General features: G+C 61.5%; 22 protein-coding genes. 8 read left to right on the top strand and 14 right to left on the bottom strand.

The features are described from left to right. Positions 1–2: 2 nt before the first annotated feature. The 8 genes from atzF to trpS all read right to left on the bottom strand — a co-directional run bounded on the left by atzF (position 3) and on the right by trpS (position 10,274). Positions 3–1,832, bottom strand: a complete 1,830-nt coding sequence (gene atzF, locus QMZ29_RS14260; RefSeq protein ID WP_261424130.1) for an allophanate hydrolase — start codon at positions 1,830–1,832, stop codon at positions 3–5. Positions 1,833–2,055: 223 nt separating this feature from the next. Then, complete coding sequence (locus QMZ29_RS14265; RefSeq protein WP_261424132.1) at positions 2,056–4,623, bottom strand: putative mucin/carbohydrate-binding domain-containing protein; 2,568 nt, start codon at positions 4,621–4,623, stop codon at positions 2,056–2,058. Between the two features lie 177 nt (positions 4,624–4,800). Next, entirely contained in the window at positions 4,801–5,265 is a 465-nt protein-coding gene (locus QMZ29_RS14270; protein WP_004939471.1) for a YehS family protein, read from the bottom strand. A 232-nt stretch (positions 5,266–5,497) separates the two neighbouring features. Next, positions 5,498–6,397 carry a phosphonate ABC transporter, permease protein PhnE gene (gene phnE / locus QMZ29_RS14275; protein ID WP_060432669.1) on the bottom strand — a complete coding sequence of 300 codons (900 nt, stop codon included), beginning with the start codon at positions 6,395–6,397 and terminating at the stop codon, positions 5,498–5,500. Further along, on the bottom strand, positions 6,394–7,257 hold the full coding sequence (gene phnE / locus QMZ29_RS14280) for a phosphonate ABC transporter, permease protein PhnE (RefSeq protein ID WP_021503954.1): 864 nt from the start codon (positions 7,255–7,257) through the stop codon (positions 6,394–6,396). The genes phnE (QMZ29_RS14275) and phnE (QMZ29_RS14280) overlap by 4 nt, the downstream gene beginning before the upstream one ends. 78 nt (positions 7,258–7,335) lie before the next feature. Beyond that, positions 7,336–8,268 (bottom strand): phosphonate ABC transporter substrate-binding protein, encoded by a 933-nt coding sequence (gene phnD / locus QMZ29_RS14285; RefSeq protein WP_025302014.1) that lies wholly within the window; start codon positions 8,266–8,268, stop codon positions 7,336–7,338. Between the two features lie 47 nt (positions 8,269–8,315). Next, positions 8,316–9,149 carry a phosphonate ABC transporter ATP-binding protein gene (gene phnC / locus QMZ29_RS14290; RefSeq protein WP_019454697.1) on the bottom strand — a complete coding sequence of 278 codons (834 nt, stop codon included), beginning with the start codon at positions 9,147–9,149 and terminating at the stop codon, positions 8,316–8,318. Between the two features lie 117 nt (positions 9,150–9,266). Continuing rightward, positions 9,267–10,274, bottom strand: a complete 1,008-nt coding sequence (gene trpS, locus QMZ29_RS14295; protein ID WP_043136919.1) for a tryptophan--tRNA ligase — start codon at positions 10,272–10,274, stop codon at positions 9,267–9,269. A 290-nt stretch (positions 10,275–10,564) separates the two neighbouring features. Here trpS and QMZ29_RS14300 point away from each other — a divergent pair, with 290 nt between their 5' ends. Continuing rightward, positions 10,565–11,440 carry an NAD(P)-dependent oxidoreductase gene (locus QMZ29_RS14300; RefSeq protein ID WP_261424360.1) on the top strand — a complete coding sequence of 292 codons (876 nt, stop codon included), beginning with the start codon at positions 10,565–10,567 and terminating at the stop codon, positions 11,438–11,440. Positions 11,441–11,472: 32 nt separating this feature from the next. Here QMZ29_RS14300 and QMZ29_RS14305 read toward each other — a convergent pair whose 3' ends face one another. The 3 genes from QMZ29_RS14305 to QMZ29_RS14315 all read right to left on the bottom strand — a co-directional run bounded on the left by QMZ29_RS14305 (position 11,473) and on the right by QMZ29_RS14315 (position 14,164). Further along, entirely contained in the window at positions 11,473–12,000 is a 528-nt protein-coding gene (locus tag QMZ29_RS14305) for a cysteine hydrolase family protein (RefSeq protein ID WP_060432667.1), read from the bottom strand. Between the two features lie 25 nt (positions 12,001–12,025). After that, the gene (locus QMZ29_RS14310; protein ID WP_049203883.1) at positions 12,026–13,129 is read right to left on the bottom strand and encodes a suppressor of fused domain protein; all 1,104 of its coding nucleotides are present in this window, start codon (positions 13,127–13,129) and stop codon (positions 12,026–12,028) included. 162 nt (positions 13,130–13,291) lie between these two features. Next, on the bottom strand, positions 13,292–14,164 hold the full coding sequence (locus tag QMZ29_RS14315) for an oxygenase MpaB family protein (protein WP_033652666.1): 873 nt from the start codon (positions 14,162–14,164) through the stop codon (positions 13,292–13,294). A gap of 242 nt (positions 14,165–14,406) precedes the next feature. Here QMZ29_RS14315 and QMZ29_RS14320 point away from each other — a divergent pair, with 242 nt between their 5' ends. The 4 genes from QMZ29_RS14320 (at position 14,407) to QMZ29_RS14335 (ending at position 17,637) form a co-directional block, all read left to right on the top strand. Continuing rightward, the gene (locus QMZ29_RS14320; protein WP_016928596.1) at positions 14,407–14,850 is read left to right on the top strand and encodes an acetyltransferase; all 444 of its coding nucleotides are present in this window, start codon (positions 14,407–14,409) and stop codon (positions 14,848–14,850) included. A 262-nt stretch (positions 14,851–15,112) separates the two neighbouring features. After that, entirely contained in the window at positions 15,113–16,138 is a 1,026-nt protein-coding gene (locus QMZ29_RS14325; RefSeq protein WP_173888961.1) for a methionine ABC transporter ATP-binding protein, read from the top strand. After that, positions 16,131–16,799, top strand: coding sequence for a methionine ABC transporter permease (locus QMZ29_RS14330; RefSeq protein WP_004939505.1), 669 nt, complete (start codon positions 16,131–16,133; stop codon positions 16,797–16,799). The genes QMZ29_RS14325 and QMZ29_RS14330 overlap by 8 nt, the downstream gene beginning before the upstream one ends. 19 nt (positions 16,800–16,818) lie before the next feature. Next, a complete protein-coding gene (locus tag QMZ29_RS14335; protein ID WP_043136906.1) occupies positions 16,819–17,637 on the top strand; it encodes a MetQ/NlpA family ABC transporter substrate-binding protein in 819 nt (272 codons plus the stop codon). Positions 17,638–17,672: 35 nt separating this feature from the next. On the opposite strand, the gene QMZ29_RS14340 is transcribed toward QMZ29_RS14335, so the two are convergent. Next, positions 17,673–18,317 carry a TetR/AcrR family transcriptional regulator gene (locus QMZ29_RS14340; RefSeq protein WP_049203879.1) on the bottom strand — a complete coding sequence of 215 codons (645 nt, stop codon included), beginning with the start codon at positions 18,315–18,317 and terminating at the stop codon, positions 17,673–17,675. Between the two features lie 176 nt (positions 18,318–18,493). Between QMZ29_RS14340 and bhsA (QMZ29_RS14345) the strand changes: the two genes are divergently transcribed. From bhsA (QMZ29_RS14345) to dapF, 3 genes are all read left to right on the top strand, one after another. Further along, on the top strand, positions 18,494–18,751 hold the full coding sequence (gene bhsA, locus QMZ29_RS14345) for a multiple stress resistance protein BhsA (protein WP_016928600.1): 258 nt from the start codon (positions 18,494–18,496) through the stop codon (positions 18,749–18,751). Positions 18,752–18,943: 192 nt separating this feature from the next. Further along, a complete protein-coding gene (gene bhsA, locus QMZ29_RS14350) occupies positions 18,944–19,201 on the top strand; it encodes a multiple stress resistance protein BhsA (protein ID WP_099816741.1) in 258 nt (85 codons plus the stop codon). Between the two features lie 113 nt (positions 19,202–19,314). Further along, on the top strand, positions 19,315–20,190 hold the full coding sequence (dapF, locus tag QMZ29_RS14355) for a diaminopimelate epimerase (RefSeq protein WP_033647009.1): 876 nt from the start codon (positions 19,315–19,317) through the stop codon (positions 20,188–20,190). Here the strand turns inward: dapF and QMZ29_RS14360 are convergent. Together QMZ29_RS14360 and QMZ29_RS14365 are read right to left on the bottom strand one after the other, a co-directional pair. Continuing rightward, positions 20,165–21,463 carry an SLC13 family permease gene (locus QMZ29_RS14360; protein WP_049295226.1) on the bottom strand — a complete coding sequence of 433 codons (1,299 nt, stop codon included), beginning with the start codon at positions 21,461–21,463 and terminating at the stop codon, positions 20,165–20,167. The two genes, dapF and QMZ29_RS14360, sit on opposite strands and share 26 nt — an antisense overlap. 84 nt (positions 21,464–21,547) lie before the next feature. Next, positions 21,548–22,453 (bottom strand): bifunctional helix-turn-helix transcriptional regulator/GNAT family N-acetyltransferase, encoded by a 906-nt coding sequence (locus QMZ29_RS14365; protein ID WP_080352597.1) that lies wholly within the window; start codon positions 22,451–22,453, stop codon positions 21,548–21,550. Between the last annotated feature and the right edge of the window lie 20 nt (positions 22,454–22,473).

The raw sequence follows: 22,473 nt of genomic DNA on the forward strand, positions 1-22,473 counted from the left end.
GTTCATGCCCCCTTAACGCTGGCGAGATAGTCGCGCCAGCCGCCAAACTCAGTGATATCCGTCGCGTCTTCCAGCGCCCAGGCTTCGCAGATAAACCCCTTCACCCGCCGGCCGTCCGCCAGCAGCAGCGTGCCGATGCCCAATGGCGCCGGAATTTCCGCCACAAACTCGCCGAAACGGGCCAGCGGGATGTCCCACAGCTCAACCCGGATCGCCGCCCCCTGCGCCGCGCGCGCCAGCCCCGGCTTCGGCGGCTCGGTATCGGCCAGCGCATACAGGCGATAGCAGGGGGCGGTAGCGGTTTGCTCCACCTGCACCGCGTCGCGCTGTGTCAGCTGGACGTTGAGCGGCATGCCGCTAAGGTGAGCGCCCACTACCGCCAGACGCACGTGCCCTGTGGACGGCGCAGGCACAGGCTGCGGCGGCAATGCCCGGCCGATAGCGCCGAGCGGCAAGGCGCTTTGCCGTTGCCAGCGCAGGCCAAACGCCGCCAACGCCCGGTCATGCCAGGCGGGCGCAATCAGGGTGATGCCCGCCGGTAGACCGTCTTCGCGCTGCGGCCCCGGCAGCGCCAGCGCGCTCAGATCGGCCAGGTTGGTGAAATTGGTGTAAGTGCCGAATTGCGAATTGAAGAGCACTGGCTCCTGCGCCATCTCCGCCAGGGTGCGGATAGTGGGCGCGGTCGGCACCACCAGCGCGTCGAACGGCGCCAGCCGCTGGGCGATTTGCCGCGCCAGCTCGGCGCGCAGGTATTCCGCCTTGTAGGCGTCGCAGGCGCTGTAGCCGAGGCCGTTGCCGACGATACCGCGCACCACCGGATCGATGGCCTGCGGGCTCGCTTCCAGCACCTGCTCAATGGCTACCGTGCGCTCCGCCACCCAGGGGCCGTAATACAGCTGTTCCGCCAGAGTGCGAAACGGCGCGAAATCGAGGGATTCCAGCGTGGCGCCGCCCGCCTGCAGCTGCGCCAGCGCTCGGTGAAACGCCCGCTCGGCCTGAACGTCGCCGAAAAACTCCAGCTGGGCGGGAACGGCGAAACGCGGCGCGGCGGGGATATCCGCCGGCGCGGTATGCGGATCGGGGCGGGAATACGGGTCTGCCGCGTCAAAGCCGCTCGCCAGTTCCGCCACCAGCGCGGCATCGGCCACCGTCAGCGCGAAGACCGACACCGTATCGTTCAACCGGCAGGCCGGCACCACGCCCCGGTTGGACAACCGCCCCTTGGTCGGCTTCAGCCCGACGATGTTGTTGAACCCGGCGGGCACGCGCCCCGAACCGGCGGTGTCGGTGCCGAGCGCGAACGGCACCAGGCCGCGCGCCACCACCGAGGCGGAGCCGGAGCTGGAACCGCCGCTGACGTAGCGGCTGTCGAAGCTGTTGACCACCGCGCCATAAGGTGAGCGAGTGCCCACCAACCCGGTAGCGAACTGGTCGAGGTTGGTTTTACCGAGGGCGATCGCCCCGGCGGCGCGCAGGTGGGCGACCACGGTGGCGTCCGCCGCGGCCTGATAGGTGAACGCCGGGCAGGCGGCGCTGGTTGGCCAGCCGCCGACGTCGATATTGTCTTTGATGGCGAAGGGCACGCCGAACAGCGGCAGGCGGCTGAGATCGCCGGCGACCGCCTCGAGCCTCTGTGCCAGCTGCCGATACTGCTGCTCGCGCTGCGCCGGCGTAGCGAGATACAGCCAGGCGTTATCGTCTGGGTTCAGCCCGGCGACCAGCGTTTCGATCGTCGCACTGACGCAGGCAAAGCGCTCGCCCGCCGGGCGGGTTTGGTAATGGTGTTGCCATTCACTGAGGGTAAAACCGCACGCTACAACAGATTCGCTCATCGACTGAATTCCATCTGGTACACAAGATGGGATTCAACAGAGCAACCGGCGTGCCAATTTTTAATCTCATGATTTCAATAAATTATAATTAAAACTTATGACGGCGGCGGCAAACGGGCTGCACCAGCGGCGCGCAGCGGGAGAACAAAAAGAGTGCAATAAGGGGATGATGCAGAGGAAAAAACGGGGCGGCGACACTCGCCGCCCCGCAGGCCGATGGGGATCAATCCTTGATGCGTTTCAAACCGACCGGCGTAATGCAGTAGGTCTGTTGCTTGCCCTTCTCCGCCAGCCGCAGGTGCTGCATTTCGTTGACGATCGCCAGGCGGCTGTCCGGCTCTTCATGCCGCAGATGAATCACTTCACCGCCGTAACCCGACAGCGGCAACACCCAGGTTTTGGCCGGTTGATTCTGGCTGCCGATGACGTCGTAGCTGAGCAAGACGTTGCCGTCCGCATCCGTCACGCTGAGGAAGGCGTAGCTGTCGGCAAAGTAGTGGTGAGCAATCCCCGCCGCCAGCGTGACGGTAACGGTTTTCTTCACCAGATCGATGGCGCCGGTCAGGAACTGGCGATCGCCAATCCCTTTGCACGCCACGGTAAACGCATTGCCGACGTTAGCGCCCGGCGGCGTATTGTCGGCCGGCAGGCAATCCCGATAGGTCGCCAACAGTGACTCGCGCTGCGGCTCGGCAAAGGCGCCGATCGCCAGATAAATATCGTCCTTGAACGACGACGATGGCGCATAGTAAGCCGGCAACAGGCGACGCAAACGCTGCGCCGCCTGTTCCAGGCGCGCCAGCAGCGCCTGTTCGGGATCGCCGGGCAACGCCGGGTTTTTCAGCCCGCTTGTTTCGATGCGCAGTACATTGGTTTTGTTTTTGTTATCGATGACGCCGGCCGCCGCCGGATTCAAACGCACCCGGCTCGGCTCCACATGGTAAATCTCGATGTCATCGCCCTCGGCAAACGGCAGCTCGTCATGACTTAACGTAGCCTGAGTGCCCTGAATCTCCTTGCTGAAGCGCACCGCGCCCTGCCGATCGCGCAGCGTCACCCGGGCATAGGTTTCACCGGGGAAGTAGGCGTGCGGCGTGGTGCTGGTCACGTCAACCACCACCGCTCCTTTGGCGCGATCGACGACCACGGTGGCGAAGACCGCATCGCTCAGGCCCAACAGAGTGATCTCCTGCGAAACGATCGGCGAAGCGGCTTTGCGCTCGAAGCGAAGCGTCACCGCGTTCTTCCCCTGCTTCACCGTCAGGTAACCCGCCGTCGGCCGATATTTACGATCTTTACCGGTCGGCAACCGCAAGGTATACACGCCGATCGGCAGCGCAGTCAGCGCCAGGGTCGGCGCATCGATACGGACTTTGTGGGCATAGCGCGCCCCTTCCATCAGGATCAGGTCTTCACCGTAGATCTGCGCAAAGTCATCGATATCCAGACTCAGGGTGACGTCGCCTTTCAGCCCGCTGGCCTTGAGCTGGCAAGAATCGACCAGCCGCAGCGAGGAATCCAGCTTCAGCTGTGCCTGCACCACCGGCAGACTCTGCGCGTCCACCAGTTGATACAGCGGATACACCGCCTTGGCGTGGCTGAACGCGTTGCGGTCGCGCTGCGCTTGGGTGATCACGCCGCCGGTCAGCTCGACGAACGGCGTCACGTCGATTTGCTCGCCGGCTGCGGCGAAGCTTGCCGACAGCAGATCCAGCAAGGCATGTTCCGACGGCACGAAACCCGCCGTGTTGCAGCTTTGGCGATACTGCTGATTAAAGTGCGTGAAGGCGTTCTTGCCTGCCTTGTCGACCATCAGCATCGCGAAGAACAGCTTGGAGCGCAGATCCCACTGGTTGAGCGGCGTGCCCTGAGCGATCAGATCGATGATTTTCTTCTCGACGCCGGCCGCGTTGCCGTAGTTATACAGCCACCCCTCCTGGTATTTACGTTCCCCCAGCATCACGTCCTGATAGCAAGCGGCATAAATATTGTTCCACATCTCACCGGTGGAGAAATATTTGTCGCCCATAAAGTGCCCCTGATAGCCGTGCGCGATCTCATGCAGGCTGCCCCAGTTGCTGTCTTCCGGCGTCAGCCAGAAGCTGCTGACCGAGCTGCTGGTTTCCGCCGTCCAGCGGCCGCCGTAATACGCGGCGCCGGCGCCGTGTTTATCGGCCTTCATAAAGTAGCGGTTGCGAATATTGCGATCGGATTCGTGTTCAGCCTCGAACGAGACGCCGGTCAGCGCATTGTAGAAGGTGAAAATGCGATCGTAGTAGGCGATCAGTCCGTCGATGTTTTTCGCTTCGCCCAGTGACTTCAGCGCCGGTTTACTGATTTTCGGCACCAGCAACACGGCGTATTCCGCATCGATCAGGGCAAACTCGGCGTCCCGATCGTCCCAGCGGGCAAAGAACGCGGCTTCGTTTTCGCCACGGCGATAAACCGGCAACGCTTTCGCCGTGTCCGGGTGCTCGAACTCCAGCACCGGCTCGCCCTGCCCATACGGCGTATCGATGAACGGCACCGAGACGGCATTGACCTGGGCCTCGACCCAGCTCGCGCCGACGCTGAATTCCGCCTCCGTTTTGCTGTCGTCATTCAGCAAGCGCAGCGTTAACTTGCCGGTAAACGCCGCGTTGGTCTGGCGCACTCGCAGCACTTGCCCGGCGGCGAGAATGACGCCCAGGTGCTGGCGATCGTGATCGATGCCTTTGCTCATGCCTGCCGCATCCAGCCAGACTGGCCGGGTCAACGTGTAAAGTGATTGGGTTTTCGTGATGGTTGGCATCCTGCTTTCCTCATGGTTTGGGTGATTGAATTGACCATGAAAAAGTAACCGGACGGGCGGCACGCCCTCCATCGATGACGGGTGGCTGAGGGCCAGTACAACAACGGCGAGCGGGAGAGCGGCAATAAAAAAGGCGCAACCTTGCGATTGCGCCTGATGTTCGGTGAACGCTGCGCGTTACTCGCCGCGAACGCGCTGCGCCAACCCTTTGAGGAAGTAGCGCAGCATCTGATCGCCGCACGGGCGGTAGTTCTTGGTGCCCTCTTTGCGGAACAGCGCGCTCAGCTCCGGCTTGGAGATGCGGAAGTCCACCGCGGTGAAGATCTGGTGCATGTCGGTGTCTTTCAGCTCGAACGCCACGCGCAGCTTTTTCAGCACCAGGTTATTGGTGATCGGCAGCTCAACCGCCGGCGCCGGGAACTTGTCGTCCTTACCGCGCTTGAAGAACACCAGGCCGTTGAGGAAGTGCGCCATCACTTCGTCCGGGCACTTTTCGTAGCCCGGCTCGCCTTCTTTAATCACGTAAGCGTCCATCGCCGACACCGCCACCTCGAAATCGTCCAGTTTGATAATCTCGACCATTTTGGCGTTATTAATGCTCAGCATATAGCGCACGCTGCGCAGCACGTCGTTGTTCATCATGGGATTGCATTGCCTTTACTTGTCTAACGGGGACGTGCGCATTGTAAAAAAATGCCCCATACCCAAAATAATTGGAGTTGCATCGCGGCGGCAAATTTGTAAGCCCCCCGGAGCATAGTTAACTATGTGACCGGGGCGCGCAAATGCAGCCAACAAAGAGGCAGCTCCAAGTATGACGGGTATGGCCGCACACCTTGAATGTGCGGCAGTATAGGGATCGGCAAGGGGTTTCTCAATCGATTTGGCTTTTTTGCTGATACAGCGGGATGTCTTCGCCGATGATGTACTTGTTGCGCAGCAGCGACGAGACCTTGTCCATGATCATCACCACCACCACCAGGATCAGGGTGATGAACATCACCACGTCCCAGTTCCACAGCCGCATATTCTCCGCATACACCAGGCCGATGCCGCCGGCGCCGACGAAGCCCAGCACCGCCGCTGAGCGGGTGTTGGACTCGATCTGGTACAGGCTGAGCGCCAGGAAGGTGGGGAACGATTGGGTGAAGATGCCGTAGCGGTGCTTCTGCAACCCGTTGGCGCCCACCGCCGTCAGGCCGCGGCTGGGGGACTTGTCCACCGCCTCGTGCCCTTCGGCGTACAGTTTGCCCAGCAGCCCGACGTCCTGCATCACGATCGCCAACACCCCGGCCAGCGGCCCCATGCCGACGGCGCGCACGAAGATCAGCCCCCAGATCGCCATGTCGATACCGCGCAGCACGTCCAGCAAGCGACGCACCAGCACGGAGATCGGCCGCAGCAGCGGCGTCGACATCACGTTGCGCGCGGCGAAAAACGACAGCGGCAGCGCGATCAGCGACGCGGTAATGGTGCCGGCGAACACGATGGCGATAGTAATGCCGATCTGCTGGAAGTAGTACATGAACGGCCAGTTGGCGAAGTCGTGCCAGACGAACATGCGCAGGAAATAGCGCCCCAGCTGCTGGCAGCCGTTGATAAACTGCGGCCAGCTAATGCCGAAGACCAGGAAGAAGAACACGTAATACAGCACGATCGCCAGTGCGATCAGGCCGACGGTGCGCAGGTAGCGCCCCTGCTGCGCGAAGATCGCCGGATGCTGCTGTTTCAACTGGTGCAGCGTTTCCGCCGATGCCGGAGTGCCCGCTATCATTTTGCCCCCTCCACCACGCGCTTGCGCAGCTCGCCCGACACATAGTCGAGCACGGAAACCACCACGATGATCAGCAGCAGCGTCATGCTGACCTGATCGTAGCGGTCGAGTTTAATGTTGGTCATCAGCTCCTGGCCGATGCCGCCCGCCCCCACCAGCCCCAAAATGGTCGACTGACGGAAGTTGATCTCCAGCCGCATGAAGCTGTAGGAGAGAAACACCGGCTTCACCTGCGGCCACAGGCCGAAGCGCATGCGCTGCAGCGGCGTGGCGCCACAGGCCGCCAGCCCGCGCACCGGTTTGTTGGAGGCGGTTTCGATCGATTCATAGAACAGTTTGGTCAGGCTGCCGATGGTGTGCAGCGCCAGCGCCAGGAAGCCGGGAATGGCGCCGATGCCGAACGCCATCACGAACATCACCGCCCACGCCAGCTCCGGCATGGTGCGCAAGAACGCCACCAGCGTGCGGATTGCCAGCCGCACCGAGGCCGGGGTATAGGTATTGCCGGCCGCCAGAAACGCCAGCACGGTCGCCACCAGCACCGAAAAAATGGTCGCCGCCAGCGCCAGCTGCAGGGTCTCCCAGATCAGCGGCAGCTGGATGTTCAGGCGGTAACCCCAATAGGCCAGCGAACCTTCGGTGCGCCCATCGGCGAACAGCAGGTGCCAGTGCAGCGTCGGCACGGTTTCGGCCAGGTAGTCGAAGAAGTGCGGAATAGACACCCAGACGGTGTGCAGGTTGAACTCGGCGAGGTTGCCGGCGCCCAGGTACAGCACCACCAGCCCGAGCGACCACAGCAGCGCTTCGCGTTTTTGCTTGCTGCGGATCCGTTGGTAATAGTGTGCGAAATCGGTATTCAAAGCAGGTCTTCCATCTTGATGGAACAAGGGGTTCAGCACGCTGAACCCCTTCATTCGGACGGCCGAGGCAGCCGGGAATTAACGGTCGCCTTTGGTCAGCTCGCGCTTCATATCGATGATGGTCTGGTATTCCGCCAGGGTGGTGTCGCCGATGTGCTGTTTGCCGCCCATCGCTTTGATAAAGCACTGGTGATCGTCTTTATCCAGCTTCTTGATGGCGGTGACCACTTTGGCTTTGAAGTCGGCCGGCAGCGAGTTGCTCACCAGGATCGGGCCGTTCGGGATCAGCGGCGACTGCCAGATGATGCGGATCTGTTTCATCAGGTCCGGGTGATCCATGCGGATCATGCGGGTGAACGCGCCGCTGGTGTAGCCGGTGTTGTAGTCGCCGATCATCGACGCCCAGGTCACCGCGCCTTCGAACTGGCCGTTCAGCACGCCAAGGATATCCTGCTCGTGGCCGCCGGAGAAGGTGACGCTGGAGAAGGTGTTGTTGTATTTGTTGTCGACCGTGCCGCCGAACAGCTTTTTAAACGCCTGGTTCGGGATCAGGAAGCCGGAGGTGGAATCCGGATCGGCGAAGCCGATGGCCTTGCCCTTCAGATCTTCCAGTTTCTGGTACGGGCTGCCGGCCTTCACCACCACCACCGAGTGGTAGCCGCGCGACTGGTCGACGTCGTCGACCGCGATGCCGACGATGTCCACCGCTTTCGGATCCTTGATGTAGACCGAAGCGAACGATGACGGCGACATGCTCAGCACCAGGTCAATCTTGCCGCCCAGCAGGCCCTGGATCACACCGGAATAGTCGGACGAGTTGCGCAGCTTGGTATCGACATTCAGTTCCTTGTCCAGGAACTGCTTCACGCACTGGTTATCGCCGATCTGCTGGGTGGCGTTCTGGCCGCCGAGAATGCCCAGGTTCAGCTCTTTCGGCGCATCCGCTGCGGCAGCATTAAATACCATCATCGCGCCGGCCATCAGGGTGGTCAGACTCAATACTTTTTTCATTAGGTGTGCCTTGTGTGTAAAGGTAAAGGGTAAAGGTCAAAAGTGCTTCAATGGATCTGATTGGCTTCTTCGCCATACAGCTGGTGCAGGATCCGTTCGTTCAGTTGCGAAGGATGCCCGTCAAACACGATCTTCCCGTGGGCGATACCGATCACCCGCGAGCAATACTCTTTCACCAGTTCGACCGAGTGCAGGTTCACCATCACCGCGATGCCGTCTTCGCTGATTTTCTGCAGCGCGTCCATGATGCGGCGGGTGTTTTTCGGATCGAGCGACGCGACCGGCTCATCGGCCAGCAGGATTTGCGGGTTTTGCATCAGCGCGCGGCAGATGGCGACGCGCTGCATCTGGCCGCCGGAGAGGTGCTCGGCGCGCTGCAGCGCGTGCGGCAGCATGTTGAGCCACTGCAACAGCTCGATGGCGCGAGCGCGGTCGGCGTCATCGAACAGTTTGAAGAAGGATTTCAGGGTGGAGGTGTGGCTCAGGCGCCCCAGCAACACGTTGGTCATCACGTCCAGCCGCGGCACCAGGCAGAAGTCCTGGAAGATCATGCCGCAGCGCGCGCGCCATTGGCGCATCTGGCGGCCGGCAAGCTGGGCGATATCCTGCGCCACGCCATCGTCTTCGAAGTGCAGCATCTCGCCGCAGCTGGAAGGAATGGTGCCGTTGAGGGTATGCAGCAGCGTGGACTTGCCTGCGCCGGAGCGGCCGATCACCGCCACGAACTCGCCGGCGTGCAGATCGAAATTGATGTCATCCAGCACGCGCTGCTGCGCTTTATAGGCCTTGCCGAGTCCCTTTACCGATAATACTTTGCGAGATGCGGCGGCGTGCTGCCCTGGAAAGTCGTGCTGTGCCAATTTTAACAGTGCCTGAGCCATATGATTTCTCTGGTTTCAGTGGCTAATCATTATGGGCACCTATTAACGGATAAGTTTATGACAGTGGGATGATCGTTTTATGGCCGGGGCGTGACGCGTGCCGCCCCGGCGTGCGCATCATTCCAGGCTAAAGAAGTCCAGCCCCAGCGCCATCTTGACCTGCTGCAGCGTCTGCTGGCTGACCTGATGCGCGCGGCGGGTGCCGTGCTGCAGGATACGCGTTAGCTCGCCTTTATCGGCAATGAATTCGGCGCGGCGGGTGCGGATCGGCTCGAGCAGGCTCTGCAGGCAATCCTCCAGCAGCCGTTTGATTTTCACGTCCCCCAACCCGCCGCGCCGATAGTGCGCCTTCAGCTCCGCCACCAGTGCGGCGTCTTCGCAGAAGGCGTCCAGATAGGTGAACACCATGTTGCCCTCCACCCGGCCGGGATCGCTGACGTTGAGATGGCCAGGATCGGTGAACATGCTCATCACCGCCTTGTGAACCTCGTCGGCGCCGGCGCCAAGCGGGATGGCGTTGCCGCGCGATTTCGACATCTTGCCCTGCCCGTCCAGCCCCGGCAGACGCCCGACGTTGCTCAACAGCGGCTGACACTCCGTTAATATCGGTTGGCCAACGATGTGGTTGAAGCGCCGCACGATCTCGTTGGTTTGCTCCAGCATCGGCAGCTGATCCTCGCCGACCGGCACGTGGGTGGCGCCGAAGGCGGTGATGTCCGCCGCCTGGCTGACCGGATAGATCAGAAAACCGGCCGGCAGGCTGCGGGCGAAATCCTTCTCGGCGATTTCGTTTTTCACCGTCGGGTTGCGTTCCAGCCGCGCCACGCTGACCAGATTGAGGTAGTACATCGTCAGCTCGGCCAACGCCGGCAGCGCCGACTGCAGGCAGATCGTGGTCTTGTGCGGATCGATGCCGACCGCCAGATAGTCGGCCACGACATTGAGCACGTTGGCGCTGATTTTTTGCGGGTTGTTGCCGTTGTCGGTCAGGCCCTGCAGATCCGCCACCATCACCGTTTGGTTATGCTGGTGCTGCAGTTCGACGCGTTGGCGCAGCGAGCCGACAAAGTGACCTAAATGCAGTGGGCCGGTAGCGCGATCGCCGGTAAGAATGGTGTAGCTCATGACAGTGCTCCTGAAGGTCTGTAGACCGCCGGATCAACGCCACAAAAGATAATGCCGCCAAACCGGCGGCATTAAAAAGAGATGTGAATACTCGTGCCGCCTCAGAAGAGGCGCCACCATGACTGATTGTGGGTGGAGTGCATCGATATATTCATGCCATCAAGGTATACCCGCAGCGGCAATGCGTCAATAGCCCGCCGCCGGCGCGTAAGAAGGCGTTACACTCCGGCATTTGCGTTCCTGGCCCGGCGCGCTAGGGTAAAACCTTCAACCTGAAAAAGGAGCGCATGATGAAGATCGGATTTGCCGGACTGGGTGGGATGGGCAGCGCCATGGCAACTAACCTGGTGCAGGCGGGCTTCGCGTTGACGGTATGGAACCGCTCGCCGCAGGCGGCGCAGCCGCTGGTAAACGCCGGCGCGCGGCAGGCCGAACGGCCAGAACAGTTGGCCGATGCCGACGTGCTGATCACCATGCTGGCCGACGATGCCGCCACGCAACAGGTGGTGGTGGACAGCGGATTGCTGCAGCGGATGAAACCGGGCGCGCTGCATATCAATATGGCGACCATCTCGATCGAGCTAGCCAAACGCCTGACGACGCTGCATGCGGAACACGGCATCGGCTATCTCGCCGCACCGGTGCTGGGGCGGATCGACGTGGCCGCCGCCGGCAAGCTGAATATTCTGGCAGCCGGCGATAGCGAACGGCTGAAGCAAGCGCAGCCGCTGTTCGATGCCCTCGGCCAGAAAACCTGGCACTTCGGCGCCGACCCGGCGCAGGCCAACGTGGTCAAAATCGCCACCAACTTTACGCTGGCCAGCGCCATTGAAGCGATGGCGGAAGGCAGCGCGCTGGTGCGCAACTACGGCGTTTCCGGCGCCGACTACCTGCAGATGCTGAGCAGCACCGTCTTCGCCGCCCCGGCTTACCAGGGCTATGGTGTGCTGATCGCCGCCGAGAAGTATTCACCCGCCGGATTCCGGCTGGCGCTGGGGCTGAAGGACGTCGGGCTGGCGCTGGCCGCCGGCGCCGACAGCCATACGCCGATGCCGTTCGCCGGAGTGCTGAAGGACAACTTCCTCGACGCGATGGCGCAAGGGGATGCGGATCTGGACTGGGCCGCGCTGGCCAAGGTGGCGGCGCGGCGGGCGGGCCTGAAATAACGAACGGGGGCGCTGGCCCCCGTTTTCCGTTCTCAGAACACGATGTCCGCTGCGGGCACGGCGCGGATCGGCACGCCGAAGCTGTCGATATTCGACAGCGTCTCGTTATGGTGGGTACGGATCAGCAGGCCGTCGGCATAGGATTTGTCGTGGCAGGTGTGGGCATCCGCCGCCAGCGTCACCGGATAGCCGTGCGCCGCGGCGCTGCGCACCGTGGTATCGATGCAAAACGGCGTGGAGTAACCGCAAACCACCAACTGCGATACGCCGTTGGCGATCAGCAACGCGCCAAGCGAAGTGCGCAGGAACGAGTCCGGCGTGGTTTTATCCACCCGATGGTCGCCTGGCGCCACCTTCAGCGCCGCAAGCACTTGCCAGGCGGCGCTGCCGTGCGGCAGTTCGTCGTCCGGCGTATGGTGCTGAATGACGACAACCGGCACGCCCGCCCGGCGGGCGCGCTCGCTCAGTTGGTTGATGCGCGCAACGGTGCCCGCGGCATCCGCCGGCGGCGGCGTAAACAATCCTTCCTGCACATCGATAATCAACAGCGCGGTGGTCATGGCGGCTCCCGAAGATTAAGCCGCGTCAGCACACCGGCTGGCGCGGGCGGAAAATATGATCGACGCCCTGCTCACGCAACCGGTTCACCAGATCGTGCCCGCCGTTCGGCGTGGCGTGCGCCAGCTGGCGCTCGGCGGTAAACACCGGGCTGGCCCAAAACAGGTTCACCGGATCGCCGTACTGCTGCGGCAGAGTCAGGTGCGCGCTATGCGGGTAGAAGGACGACGATAAAATATAGCCCTCGTAGCCCAGCGGCGCCACGTCCGACTCCAGCGTATGCCCTTCGCCGATCCAGGTCAGCCGCGCCCAAGGCGCGTGCGCGAAACCGGCCAGCGCGCTGGCCATCTGCACCGCGTTGTCTTCGGTCATGTATTGGCTGTCGATGGCGATCGCCATCTCCATGCGGCGATAGCGCGAAGCCTCGTCGTTGAACAGGATCTCCACCCACGGCATCGGCCGAATGCTGACGCCCATGGTGAGGAAGTAATAGATGCCGTCGCGCTCGTGCTGGGTGATGGCCATCGGCGGCCACTTGCCCTGATCGATGGCGTAGTATTTTACCGACGGGCCGAAATGCGGCTCATAGCGCGCCTGAAAATCGCGCTGCATCTTCGGCCACGGGTTGCCCTCTTCACGCTGCCAGCTGCGCCAAAACTGGCGGGTGCTTTCCGCCTGCGCATATTGCGTGTTGGTCGAGGCCGAGCCGAGCGGATAGGCCAACGGGCTCTCCTTGATGCAGCTGGCCGAATAGCACACCGAATGGTCGATATACAGGCTCCAACCGGGGATCACCGCCAGCAGTTGGCCGTAATACCACAGGGCCGCGCCGTCGTCGCTTTCGCTCCACACCACCATCAACCCTTCCGGGTTCAGCGGCGCTTCCCCTTCCAGGTTGCGGCAAAATTCCGCCGCCAGCATCGGCGGCTGCCCCTGCTCCAGCGCGGCGCGATCTTCCTGCAGCGGCGCGGCGGCCAGATTGCGCAGCCAACAGGCACGCACCTGATAGCGATCGCTGTAGGCTTCGGCGGGATAGATGTAAAAATAGGCTGCCCGGTGATCTTGCTGAACCACCGCGACCAGCGTCTGGTTCTCATTGCTGACTTCAGCAAGTACGTATGACTCGTTCATATCACCTCAATAGGGTCAGGGCGCGGCAGAATCGGCTGCGCGCAAAAATGGAATGTGGCTTTGCCCCCAAGTGTAAAACGCATTACTGGCCGGATCACCCGTAAAAGTCTCAAAAGCGGCCGTAAACGAAGATAAACAAAGGTTAATTATAGCGGCTGCGGCTCATGACGGCTGAGTGATGCGCCGCACCGCGCGCTGATAGGAACCGTTGCGCATCGACGCGCCCAGCACTTTGCCGAGGCCTGCAGCCCCCGTTCGCACCAACCGCCGCCGCAACGCGCCCGGATGAAAGCCGAACTGCCGCTGCGCCCAATCGGGCAACAGATCGATGCCCGCCTGCATCACCACCCCGCCGAGCGGGCGCGCCAACGCGCTCGGCGCCGGCGCCTTCAGCAGAATGCGCGCCACCTCTTGGGTGCGTTCATCGCAGACCAGCTGCGGCCGCATCGCCTGCAGATAGTCGTCTACCTCCGCGCAGGACTGAGGGATAGCTGTCGCCCCCAGCGCGGCGGCCACGCGCGCCGCTTCGCGGTAGTATTGATCCTGCAAATCGCGGGAAAGATGCGGGTTGCGGTAGCGCAGGTGGCTGGCCAGAAAACGGCTGCTCTCCGCCACGTGCACCCAGGTCAGCAGCGCCGGATCGCTGGCGGCATAGGGCGTGCCGTCGCTGCCGACGCCGGTCACCCGCAGGTGGATGGCTTTGACTTTGGCGATCAGCCGCTCCGCCTCGGCGGTCGGGCCGAAGGTGGTAACCGACACGAACTGGCTGGTGCGGCGCAGGCGGCCAATCATATCGTCGCGGAAGTTGGAGTGATCCCATACGCCGGCCAGCGCCAACGGGTGCAGCATTTGCAACAGCAAGGCGCTGACGCCGCCGCACAGCATCGGGGTGAAATCGCGGTGTACCTGCCAGATGACCGACTGCGGGCCGAACAGCCCCGGATCGCCGGGCGGATTCTCAAAATCGACGCCGCCGAGCGCCAACCCGGTCAGGCTGAGCACCTGTTTTTCTATCGCTGCACGTACCGCTTCCATCCTGCCGCCCTCTTGCTCATTCAGCGGCCAGTGTATCACGCGGCGAGCGCCTCATTGCGCCCTGCGGCGGTTGAAAGCATTAACTTACTGAATTACAGTTGTTATACCGCTTGCAACCAGGCGGGCCTATTCGATCCACTGCAGAGGCGCTTTGCAGGGCGTTAACCCACGTTAATTCGGCACTAACCCCACAAAACCTCTATCTAGTTTCTTTTCCTTCAACTTAGATAGCAGAGAGTTCGATGATTACCATCAGAGCACGCGCGGCGGAAGACAACGCGCAATTGGCAGATATCTGGCTGCGTTCGGTGCGCGCCACTCACCACTTTTTAACCGAAGACAACATCGCACAGCTGTTCCCGCTGGTGCTGAACGACTACCTGCCGGCGGTCAACGTTTGGGTGGCCGAAGAGCGGCCGGGGCATCCCTGCGGCTTTATCGGTCTGAACGGCAACAAGGTGGAGATGCTGTTTATCGACGCCGATCAGCGCGGCAAAGGGGTGGGCAAAGCGCTGCTGACCCACGCGGAAACGCTGCACGATGAGCTGCAGCTGGACGTGAACGAGCAAAATCCGCAGGCCAGCGGCTTCTACCGTCACTACGGTTTTGTCATCACCGGCCGCTCGCCGCTCGACGGCCAGGGCAACCCGTTCCCGCTGCTGCATATGAAGCTGGAAAAACGCTAGCCCTCCACCGGCCGCCCAGCGGCCGGTTTTCTCCCCCCATGGCGCCCGCCGTTTAATATATCAAATCAGAATAAGTAATAGATTTTACATTCTTCCTGTCACTATCAACCCTCGGTAGGATTGCCCGGTATTCACCCGCAACAGAGGTTCCGTCCGCCACTTCCCGCCGGGTCGTGCCCCGCCGAAAAGCCGAACGATCCCTGTCCGGCGCAACGCGCTCCGGACGGAATGCTGTGATGTATCGATAAGGATCCGCTTCGTTATGATCGTTCTTTCGAACGTTTGCAAAACTTTTGACAGCGCACAGGGCCGCGTCGTGGCGGTAGACGACGTCAGTCTGGCGGTGGACGCCGGGCAAATTTACGGCATCATCGGCTACAGCGGCGCGGGCAAAAGCACGCTGATCCGCCTGCTCAACGGCCTGGAAACGCCCACCAGCGGCCGCATTGACGTGGGCGGTTTCGATATTGCCCGCGCCAAAGGCAGCCATCTGCGCCAGGCACGCCTGAAAATCAGCATGGTGTTCCAGCACTTCAACCTGCTGTGGTCGCGCACCGTCAGCCAGAATATCGCTTTTTCCATGCAGATCGCCGGCGTGCCCAAGGCGCAGATTGCGCCGCGCGTGGCGGAACTGATCGCGCTGGTCGGCCTGCAGGGGCGCGAAAACGCCTATCCGTCGCAGCTCAGCGGCGGCCAGAAACAGCGCGTCGGCATCGCCCGCGCGCTGGCCAATAACCCGAGCGTGCTGCTGTGCGACGAAGCCACCTCGGCGCTCGATCCGCAAACCACCGACGCCATTCTCGACCTGCTGCTGGACATCAATCGCCAGCTGAAATTGACCATCGTGCTGATCACCCACGAGATGCACGTGGTGCGCAAAATCTGCCACCGCGTGGCGGTGATGGAAAACGGCCGCATCGTCGAAGAAGGCCCGGTGCTTGAGGTGTTCACCCGGCCACAGCAGCCGATCACCCGGCAGTTCGTCAAACAGGTGTCGCAGTATGCGGACACGGCTGAGAGCTTCAACCCGCAGCTCACCGCTCATCTGCCGGGAGCGATTTTCAAGCTGACCTTCGTGGGTGTGCAAACCCATCAGGCGGTGATCTCCGAAGTGATCCGGCGCTACGCCCTGACCGTCAACATTCTGCACGGCAAGATCAGCCACACCCTCAACGGTTCGTTCGGCGAACTGTACATTCACGCCGAAGGCAACGAACAACAAGTCGCCGACATGCTCAGCCTGCTGCACGAAAGAGATATCGCCGTCGAGGTTATCCAACATGATTGAATCCCTGTTCCCCCACCTGCGCCTGGACCAACTGTGGGACGCCACCTGGGAAACGCTGTACATGACCGGCATCGCCGGTTTGGCCACGCTGGTGCTGGGCATCGTGCTCGGCGTGCTGCTGTTTTTAACCTCGAAGGGCCAGTTGCTGCAGAACCGGGCGGTCTACTCGCTGATCTCCGTACTGGTCAACGTCTTCCGCTCCATTCCGTTCATCATTCTGATCGTGCTGCTGATCCCGTTCACCAAGTCGCTGATCGGCACCATTCTCGGCGCGGACGCTGCCCTGCCGGCGCTGATCGTTGGCGCGGCGCCGTTCTACGCGCGGTTGGTGGAGATCGCGCTGCGCGAGGTCGACAAAGGGGTAATCGAAGCGGCGCGGTCGATGGGCGCCAAAAACCGCACCCTGATTTTCCGCGTCTTGCTGCCGGAGAGCTCGCCGGCGCTGGTTTCCGGCATCACCGTCACCCTGATCGCGCTGGTGAGCTACACCGCGATGGCCGGGGTGATCGGCGCCGGTGGCCTGGGCAACCTGGCCTATCTGGAAGGCTTCCAACGCAACCACAGTGACGTGACGCTGGTGGCGACGCTGACGATCCTGCTGATCGTTTTCGTCATTCAGTTCATTGGCGACACCCTGACAAGAACGCTCGATAAACGTTAATTAACCAAGGAAAACGATGATGAAAAAGCACTTACTGATGTTGGCTTTCGCCTCTGTCGCCACCCTCGCCTCTTACGGCGCCGCCGCGGCGACCAAGCTGGTGGTCGGCGCCTCCAACGTGCCGCACGCCGAGATCCTCGAACAGGCCAAACCGATACTGGCGAAGGAAGGCATCGATCTGCAGATCAAGCGCTTCCAGGATTACATTCTGCCGAACACCGCCTTGGCCAGCCACGACATCGACGCCAACTACTTCCAGCACGTGCCTTACCTGAACTCGGTGCTGAAAGACCACGCCGACGACAAGAGCTACGACTTCGTCAGCGCCGGCGCGATCCATATTGAGCCTATCGGCATCTACTCGAAGAAGTACAAGAGCCTGAAAGATCTGCCGGAAAACGGCAAAATCATCATGCGCGACGCGGTGGCGGAAGAAGGCCGCATCCTGTCAATTTTTGAGCAGCAAGGCGTGATCAAGCTGAAGCCAGGGGTGAGCAAGGTGGACGCGCGCATCACCGACGTGGTGGAAAACCCGAAACACCTGAAGTTCCAGGCGAACGTTGAAGGCGCGCTGCTGCCGCAGATGTACAACAACAACGAAGGTGACGCGGTGGTGATCAACGCCAACTACGCCATCGACGCCGGGCTGAATCCGACCAAGGATCCGATCGCGGTCGAAAGCGGCGAAAACAACCCGTACGCCAACATCATCACCGTGCACAAAGCCGACGTGAACAAGCCGGAGATCGTGGCGCTGGTGAAGGTGCTGCACTCCAAGCCGATTCAGGACTTTATCCGCGAGAAATACCAGGGCGCGGTGATCCCGGTCAATCAGTAGTAGGTTATACGGCCCGGTGAAAACCGGGCCTGTTGTTACACCTTATTGCCAATCTGGCTGAGCCGCGGCCACACCAGCATCAGCGCCTCCAGCAACCGCAACAGCTCGCTCCGGCTTGCCCCTTCTCGCGCCTGCACCGACATGCCTTCAATGGTGCAAATGACGTATTTCGCCAGCAGCGCGGTATCGGTTTTCGCCAGCAATTCGCCCTGCTGCACCTTGCGATCGAAGCAGACTTTCAGCGCCGCTTCCTGGGCATGATGTTTTTTGCGCAGCATCTGGGCGACGTCGTCGGAAGCAGACGACAGTGCCGCGGAGGCGCACACCATAAAACAGCCTGACGGCGTATCGGGGTCGGTAAACACTTCGACGGAAGAGCGCACGTAGGCCTCGACGATCTCGGCCACCGGCACATCCTGTTCCAACAGCTGGTTGGTGCAGGTGGTGTATTTTTGCAGATAGCGTTCCACCGCCGCGCGGAACATCCCCTCTTTGTTGCCAAATTCCGCATACAGCGTCGGCGCCTTGGCGCCGGTCACTTCCACCAGATCGGCCAGCGAGGTGGCTTCATAACCGTGCCGCCAGAACAGATCGAGCGCGCTTTCCAGCGCCCGGTCGCGATCAAATTGTTTTGGTCTGCCACGGCTTTTCTTGCCGCAGACCGCTTCATTGATGCTCATCGTTCCTCTCCTATCCCGCTCCACGGCAGGCTTAGCACAAATAACTTAACGATCATTATAAAAAAATATTGCGCGCTCGTCGAGAACCGATTAGCATTTAGTTATCGATCGTTAAGATAATTTAACGAAGCAGATTAAAACCCTCTATTGACCGTTATCGGAAAGGAATTAACATCATGAAAAACTTAAAATTAACCTTAGCAGCTCTCACTCTGGCCAGCGTTTCCTTCGGCAGCTTCGCCGCCGATTTAGTCCAGAACCAACCGGCAGACCAGCAGAAAGTGGGCGTTATCACCGTCAGCGGCGCATCCGATCTGACCTCGCTGGAAAACAGCCTGGCCGCCAAAGCCGATCAGGCCGGTGCAAAATCCTTCCGCATCATCGGCGCCGGCGGTAACAACCAGCTGCATGGTACCGCAGAAATCTATCAATAACAAAGCATTAAGCCAACTGATTGCCTGTCCTTTTGCTCACAACGCCAGGGCGTAAAAAAAATTAATTAACGAGCATTAAAAAAATACTTGCAATCCGTCAAACCGGCATCTAACATTAAATTATCGATCGTTAATCAATTTAACGACCTTACAAAACAAACATCGTAAAGAACAAAGATAGGAAATAAGACCATGAAAAACCTGAAAATGACCATCGCAGCCATCGCACTGGCTTCCGTCTCCTTCGGCAGCTTCGCCGCCGACCTGGTGAACGCCCAACCTGCCAATCTGCAAAAAGCCGGCGTCGTCACCGTCAGCGGTGCGTCCGACCTGAGCAGCCTGGAAAACAAACTGGCGGCCAAAGCCGACGCGGCGGGCGCCAAATCCTTCCAGATCATCGCCACCACCGGTGACAACAAACTGCACGGCACCGCGATCATCTACAATTAATGGCCAGATAGGCAATCGTGCAAAAGGGCGGCTCAGGCCGCCTTTTGTTTGTTTTGACGCCAACGTTCTGTTGTAAGCTGTAGCCACCTTTTCTTGCTGAGCCGAGCAACGCCATGACTCCCCTGCTGTTTCACAAATATCACGGCCTGGGCAACGACTACCTGGTCTGTCACCGTTCGGTCGCCGATCGTCTGAGCCAGGAACAGATCCGCCTGTTGTGCCACCCGCATTACGGCATCGGTTCCGACGGCCTGCTGATCGACAGCGGTGACGCCGTCAATCCCACCCTGCGCATCATCAACCCGGACGGCTCCGAAGCGGAGAAAAGCGGCAACGGCCTGCGTATCTACGCGCGCTATCTGTTTGACAGCGAGCGCGTAGGGCATCAGCCGTTTCTGGTGCACACCGCCGGCGGCGACGTGCGTTGCCAGGTGGCGGAAGACGCGCATCAGATAACCGTGGAGATGGGGCGCGCCAATTTCAGCCCGGCGGCGCTGCCGGCCTTGATCGATCTGCCGGAGGCGCTGAACTATCCGCTGCCCCTGAGGGAGGAGACGTTAAGCGTTTCGCTGGTGTCGATGGGCAACCCGCACTGCGTGGTGCCGGTGGAAAAACTGGATCTGGCGCAGGTGCATCGGCTGGGACCGCAGATTGAGCGCCATCCGCTGTTCCCGAAACGCACCAATGTACAACTGGTGGAAGTGGTCGATCGCCAGACGCTGCGCATCGGCATCTGGGAGCGCGGCGCCGGCTTTACCCTTGCCTCCGGCAGCAGCAGCTGCGCCGCCGCCAGCGTGATGCGCAAGTTGGGACGAGTCGGCGATCGGGTTAGCGTGCGGATGCCGGGCGGCGAACTGCAGATCGCCTTCAGCGGCGATTTTCAGGTCAGCATGCGCGGGCCGGTGCATAAAATCGCCACCCTGACGCTGGACGAAGACTGCTTTGCCGGCGGCGCGGGGCTGTTTACGGGATCCACCCCAGCAGCCTGAACCACAGATAGTCCAACGGCACCAGCAGTGCGAAGCTGAGCACGGCCAACAGCAGGCACAGCTTTAGCCCTTCGCGCGCCGGCACTTTGCCCATCCCCATCGCCACCACGATCGGCGAGGCCTGATACGGCAACAGCGGGGTGGCATAACCGATCACCTGGGTCATCAACACCGTCAGCAGCGGCAGGCCGCTGCCCGCGGACAGCGCCTGCGCCAGCGGGGTAAACAGCGCCGGCACGCCGTTGGCGGTCACCACGAAATTCAACAGCGCGGTGATCCCCACCAGCGAACCGAATGCGGTAAACGGCTTGCCGTGCAGATCCGGCATCATCGCCAGCAGCGCGCCACCCAACCGATCGCCGAGCCCCGAGTGGCTGACCAATGCGGTCAGCCCCAGGATCCCCGCCACGTAAATACAGGTGCGCACGTTAACGCCGGCGGCGAACTGTTCGCCGTTGAGAAAACCGATGCGCGGCAGCAGGCAGACGCAGGCCGCCGCCAACCCTATCCAGGCCGGGGCGATGCCGTGCCAGCTGTCGGTCATCCACAGCAGCACCGTCATGCCCAACAGCGCGATCAGTCGCCACTCGGCGGCACTGAGCGGCGTTTGCCCCGCCTCGGCCACCACCGGTTGCGGCCGCGCCCGGAACAGGCCGCAGATGCACAACGTCAACAATGCGCCTTTGGCCACCCCGAGCACCGGGGCATGCAACAGCAGATAAGAGAGATAGGCGAAGTGGCTGCCGTAGGCGCTTTCCGCCGCGCCGCTCATCACCAGGTTGGGCACGTTGGCCGGCAAAATGCTGGCGGAGAGCTGGAAGGTGCCGAACCCCACCGCCAGCGCCAAACCGATGCGGCCGCGCGAGCCTTCCGCCAGACCTGCGCGATCGGCCAACGCCATGACGATCGGCATCAGCAGCGTAATCCGCCCCATGTTGGAGGGCATGACAAACGCCAACGCGTAGCTTATCGCCACCACGCCGCCCACCAGGCGCGGCCAGGAACCGGCCAGATGCGGCAAGAGGCGGTTGGCCAGGCGATCCGCCAAGCCGGTGCTGCGGATGGCGCTGCCCAACACGAAACCGCTGAGCACCAGCCAGAATGCGGAGGACGCGAAACCGGAAAAGGTCACCGCAGCGGGCGCCAGCTGCAATACCATCACCGCCGCAAAGAACAGCAGCGCGACCAAATACTCCGGCAAGCGGGCGCTGGCCCATAGCGCGATGACCACCAGCGTGACCAGCGCGGACAGCGCCATCGGATCCCCCAACATAGTTTCCTCCCTGATAAAACGTTGTGATTGTTATCAAACGGTTAACAGGGTGACACAAGGCGCAGGCGTTAACCTTGAAACCGCTCACATATCGTCGTTCTGCAGATTTTTCAGCATGCACACATTACAGCCGTGGTGGCCGGTATTGCCGCGCCGTTCCGTCAACAGCGTGAACCCCAGCGCGTAATACAGCCCAATCGCCTCTTTCAACTGTTCGGTGGTTTCCAGATAGCAATAGCGATACCCTGCCGCCCGCGCCGCCTTCAGCGCCTGCACCACCATATAGCGTGCCATGCCCAACCCACGCACACCGGGTTTGAAGAACAGTTTTTGCAGTTCGCAATAGCCGGGCTCTTCGCCGGCCAGCGGCGCCATGCCGACGCCCCCCACCACCTGCCCGTCCCGCTCCAGCACCCAGTAGCGGCCGCCGTTGTCGTGATACAGGCCGGTCAGCCGATCGAGATCCGGATCGTGCAGGCTGACCCCTTCCATCTTGTCCATGCCGTACTCGCGAAACACGTCGCGAATGATCGCCGCCATCGCCGCATCGTCGCGCGCGGCGATCGGCCGCACCCGCAGGTTGGCGTCGCGCTGTTTGCGCGCGCTGCGCAGCGCCGCGGTCATCTTTTTCATCGCCGCAGTGGTACTCGCCAGCTCATCGTCGTCCAACTGCGCCAGCGCCGCCTGCATAAAACCGTCGGCGTCGCTCTCGATGCCGGCCAGCGCCTTACCGCCCTTTTTACTCAGCCGATGCAGGTTGTGCCGCTTGTCATCCGGATGATCCACCGTTTCTATCACGCCGGCGGCCACCAGGCTGCGCAGCGCCCGGCTGGCGCTGGCCTTGTCGATACAAAGCCGGGCCGCCAGCTCGGTGACGCCCAGCGGCTGCTCGCTGACTTCGATCATCAGATGGATCTGCAGCGGCGAAAAGCGCGAGCCGTTGCTCTGCTTGTTCAACATGCCGAATTCTCTGACCAAACTGCGCGCCAATGCTCTGAAATCCCTGATGT

Origin of the sequence: Serratia sp. PF-27 (genome assembly GCF_030053255.1) — a bacterium.
Classification (GTDB): domain Bacteria; phylum Pseudomonadota; class Gammaproteobacteria; order Enterobacterales; family Enterobacteriaceae; genus Serratia; species Serratia bockelmannii.

What these genes read in the sequence shown, in the direction of transcription:
- QMZ29_RS14315 (WP_033652666.1), bottom strand. Translation starts at nt 14,164, where the DNA reads ATGGAAGCGGTACGTGCAGCGATAGAAAAACAGGTGCTCAGCCTGACC.
- phnD (WP_025302014.1), bottom strand. Translation starts at nt 8,268, where the DNA reads ATGAAAAAAGTATTGAGTCTGACCACCCTGATGGCCGGCGCGATGATG.
- QMZ29_RS14320 (WP_016928596.1), top strand. Translation starts at nt 14,407, where the DNA reads ATGATTACCATCAGAGCACGCGCGGCGGAAGACAACGCGCAATTGGCA.
- dapF (WP_033647009.1), top strand. Translation starts at nt 19,315, where the DNA reads ATGACTCCCCTGCTGTTTCACAAATATCACGGCCTGGGCAACGACTAC.
- bhsA (WP_016928600.1), top strand. Translation starts at nt 18,494, where the DNA reads ATGAAAAACTTAAAATTAACCTTAGCAGCTCTCACTCTGGCCAGCGTT.
- QMZ29_RS14265 (WP_261424132.1), bottom strand. Translation starts at nt 4,623, where the DNA reads ATGCCAACCATCACGAAAACCCAATCACTTTACACGTTGACCCGGCCA.
- QMZ29_RS14340 (WP_049203879.1), bottom strand. Translation starts at nt 18,317, where the DNA reads ATGAGCATCAATGAAGCGGTCTGCGGCAAGAAAAGCCGTGGCAGACCA.
- atzF (WP_261424130.1), bottom strand. Translation starts at nt 1,832, where the DNA reads ATGAGCGAATCTGTTGTAGCGTGCGGTTTTACCCTCAGTGAATGGCAA.
- QMZ29_RS14305 (WP_060432667.1), bottom strand. Translation starts at nt 12,000, where the DNA reads ATGACCACCGCGCTGTTGATTATCGATGTGCAGGAAGGATTGTTTACG.
- QMZ29_RS14360 (WP_049295226.1), bottom strand. Translation starts at nt 21,463, where the DNA reads ATGTTGGGGGATCCGATGGCGCTGTCCGCGCTGGTCACGCTGGTGGTC.
- QMZ29_RS14330 (WP_004939505.1), top strand. Translation starts at nt 16,131, where the DNA reads ATGATTGAATCCCTGTTCCCCCACCTGCGCCTGGACCAACTGTGGGAC.
- phnE (WP_060432669.1), bottom strand. Translation starts at nt 6,397, where the DNA reads ATGATAGCGGGCACTCCGGCATCGGCGGAAACGCTGCACCAGTTGAAA.
- QMZ29_RS14325 (WP_173888961.1), top strand. Translation starts at nt 15,113, where the DNA reads ATGATCGTTCTTTCGAACGTTTGCAAAACTTTTGACAGCGCACAGGGC.
- trpS (WP_043136919.1), bottom strand. Translation starts at nt 10,274, where the DNA reads ATGAGCTACACCATTCTTACCGGCGATCGCGCTACCGGCCCACTGCAT.
- QMZ29_RS14335 (WP_043136906.1), top strand. Translation starts at nt 16,819, where the DNA reads ATGAAAAAGCACTTACTGATGTTGGCTTTCGCCTCTGTCGCCACCCTC.
- bhsA (WP_099816741.1), top strand. Translation starts at nt 18,944, where the DNA reads ATGAAAAACCTGAAAATGACCATCGCAGCCATCGCACTGGCTTCCGTC.
- phnC (WP_019454697.1), bottom strand. Translation starts at nt 9,149, where the DNA reads ATGGCTCAGGCACTGTTAAAATTGGCACAGCACGACTTTCCAGGGCAG.
- QMZ29_RS14310 (WP_049203883.1), bottom strand. Translation starts at nt 13,129, where the DNA reads ATGAACGAGTCATACGTACTTGCTGAAGTCAGCAATGAGAACCAGACG.
- QMZ29_RS14300 (WP_261424360.1), top strand. Translation starts at nt 10,565, where the DNA reads ATGAAGATCGGATTTGCCGGACTGGGTGGGATGGGCAGCGCCATGGCA.
- QMZ29_RS14270 (WP_004939471.1), bottom strand. Translation starts at nt 5,265, where the DNA reads ATGATGAACAACGACGTGCTGCGCAGCGTGCGCTATATGCTGAGCATT.